Source organism: Sanguibacteroides justesenii, from assembly GCF_003204205.1.
Taxonomy (GTDB): domain Bacteria; phylum Bacteroidota; class Bacteroidia; order Bacteroidales; family Marinifilaceae; genus Gabonibacter; species Gabonibacter massiliensis.
On the sequence record NZ_QJPL01000019.1, the window covers coordinates 1 to 1,836 of the forward strand.

The 1,836-nt window shown below is 37.7% G+C and carries 1 protein-coding gene; it reads right to left on the reverse strand.

Features of this window, described 5'->3' with window-relative positions:
• Positions 1-174: 174 nt before the first annotated feature.
• On the reverse strand, positions 175-1,836 hold a 1,662-nt coding region (locus DMB45_RS14765), incomplete at its 5' end, for a golvesin C-terminal-like domain-containing protein (RefSeq protein WP_181416527.1).

Here is a 1,836-nt window from a genome sequence, read left to right on the forward strand (position 1 = left end):
CGTGACCAACAGTGCTAAAAACAAAAGCCATAAAATCCAATCACGAAATAATAATTTCACCTGGTAACGAACTATCGTGAAAAGGAAGGATAATGCCATAATCATAAATTCTTTATATCACAAATACACTATTAACATGAATCATAAATAGCACTTTAACCCCGTCCCCAAGTGCTATTTATCTTCCAGGTAGACCCATTTTACGGCATCGGCATAGATATTAAAATCCGAGGCATTGGATTTATCACTTAAAGTAACCACGTGTTCTCCGAGTGTCAATTTAAAACGTCCTAAAGACACCCATCCTCCTTTTTCCGCTTTCCAATCGATATTTACATCCAAAGGAATCTCCTTTACTCCTTCGTCACATGTAACCTGATAATATTGAAACAACTGAATGGTATTAGTAGGAATCAAATTTCTCCAATTGTACATATAACGTCCACACGTATAACAAGGTATCGGGGTCATGTATACAAAAATTTCATACATTCCCGTCTTTTCTATTGGAGCATGCCACTCCACGCTAAAATCTCCCCTGCCGGCTTTTTTAGACACAAAACCCTCCGTGATATCTCCGTAAGCGTAAGAAGGTGCGGCAAGATAAGTCCACACAGGAAACTCTCCGGCATACGAAGAACTACCATCAATAGTGATATATCCTTCTTCCCGTTGACCGAGTAAACGACCGAGTAACAAACGGGATTTCGGTTGTATCACCCGGAAGCCCTCGTCATCCTCGTTGACAATAATCTCGTTGGCCGGAGGTTGAAAATAACTAAAGGGTAATTGCTCTATTCGCTGTACTGTGTCTGTGGTAGTAAAACCTTCTTGTGGAGTAATACCTCTTGTTTCGGGAATATTCCGAGCTATATTTGTAAACAAACTTACGCTATAATCAATCCCATCTCCAATCCACTCTATTCTTTTCCCCTCCTTCTTTTTTATCAAAAAATTTCGTCGTTGAGAACCTCTGTCTGTAGCAAAACCAAATGAAATAATACCATCTACTTCACCTACATTATATATACTCGCCTGCACTTTGTAACGTTTTTTAACATCAAGATTTTTTATTACTTCGGGTTCAATAATTTTCTCCATTTTAAAATCCCTTATAATATATGCCGGAACTTTATTCTCCAGGTACCATTGTGGCAAAAATTCCGACAAGTCAATACCGAACTCTTGCTTATAGGCAACATTAAGCGTTTCAAAATCCACCTGCTCGAAGGTATGCTGCCGGACAAAATCAATCAGGAACTTGTTCAACTTCTCTGAAGAAGAATACAACAAAAGTATATCTTTAAGCTGGTCTATTTTGATTCGAAACAAATCATTTAACCACGTGGGGGAAAATGACATGTCTGAAAGGGCATCAGAAAAACTATTTTTAGAAAGATAATGTCTTACACCAACATTATTAATTACTCCCGATCTAGTTTTCGAAGATACAACTCTCATATATTCTTCAACATCAGCCATATATATCATCTGGTTTAACAAAACATCAAGTACTGGATATTCTCTCGAACAAAAACTAATCGTGTAATCATTATAAAGTGGAAAATCCGTATATGGATTATTTACAAAGATTTCTTTCTTGTCAAGCTTCCTCAACAGATTGTCAAATTGAATCTTCCTAATTTTAGTATAAAACAATACTTGACGAATGGTTATTTCTAGTACTCTCATTTCATACTCGAATTGCGTGTACACCATTCTACCTGCAGCCAAGGCGTTTTCTCTCATCCGAGTAACCTCTTCTTTAAAATTCGGGAGAGGTATACCGATCATCTGCTCAGGGAAAAAGTACATCTCCGGCTGCACGTACCCGCT